The following is a 1,176-nucleotide window of genomic DNA, read 5'->3' on the forward strand; positions in this document are numbered from 1 at the left end:
CAGGGCTGTTCAGAAAATTGCAGCCCGTAGGTTGGGGTGAGCCTGCGAACCCCAACACAACAACCAATAAAATTGGCCGGCGATGTAAAATTGGCAAGCCGCTGTAAAGGGAAAATTTTTCACGTTTACAACGTCATAGCAGAATGCCTTAACCTGATCAGGACGGACAAAAGCAAGTATGGAATATAGCAGCAGCCCTATTGGGAAGACATAATTTGAGATGAACTCGACGACCAACGGCTTGTGGATATTATTAACTCACAAATCTGTGAAGAATAGACATGTACACAATGGAAAGTCCCGGCTCGAGTATCCATCGGTATATTGCTGGCACCATTCGGTATGGTGATCGGAAAATAAGAATGTGGATATGGCGAGCGTTGAGATGAATAGTGTTGGGGTTCGTGGGCTCACCCCAACCTACAGGCTTCGCACAACAATATTTATATCGATCGGATTGCTTGTTACCGCGTGTACGATTCCGATTATCCCCGTGCACACTTTTATCGAGTGGAATCCACCTCGTGAAGATATCATGCCGGCGAACAGCAATATGTGCCCGGATCTCTCTGGGATCTATCTGGAGAAAAGAGTAGGTGAAAAATATCTTTTCGATTTCTACCTCGATCTGGCCAATGAGTCTCTTTATCAGCCAGTTGCAAGAAGGATAATACATAGGAGTGATTATCCATTTAAAAGCGGGCAAACATGGGAAGAATATCGAGTTAACAAGGAAAAATTCAGACTTTCTTCAAGAGTATTGATTGAATCTGGATCGAATCACATTAATGTGACGAATATAGATGCATTTGGTAACAAATTCATCACTATATCTATCGACAGACAGTACCGCAACTCACGCGACTACTATATTGGATGCCATAACAACAAACTGATATTGCGAAAAGTTCATTTTAGTGGAGGTGCCGAAATGACACCGCATACTGTCGAAGCGTCTGAAAGACGTTTCTCAAAGAGTGAAGATGGCTCATTAATTCATGAGTCTTATTACAGGGAGTGGACCAGAAGCCGACTCGGCGGGTGGTTGAAAGGAGAGCCGAGAGAATATTCTGGAAGTATTGTTTTTCCTCCCACACCTGCTACGTCCATGATAATGGAGGAAACCAAGCCATGACAATCTACGGGCTGGTGAGTCCCAGTGCGAGAAGTTAAACC

1 protein-coding gene is annotated in these 1,176 nt (G+C 44.0%); it reads left to right on the forward strand.

Going from position 1 to position 1,176, the window contains the following annotated elements; all coding sequences use genetic code 11:
- Window positions 1-364 precede the first annotated feature (364 nt).
- Entirely contained in the window at window positions 365-1,135 is a 771-nt protein-coding gene (locus tag NPX02_RS21175) for a hypothetical protein (protein ID WP_260296052.1), read from the forward strand.
- The last annotated feature ends 41 nt before the right edge of the window (window positions 1,136-1,176 follow it).

This window comes from Sedimenticola hydrogenitrophicus (genome assembly GCF_025175675.1).
Taxonomy (GTDB): domain Bacteria; phylum Pseudomonadota; class Gammaproteobacteria; order Chromatiales; family Chromatiaceae; genus Sedimenticola; species Sedimenticola hydrogenitrophicus.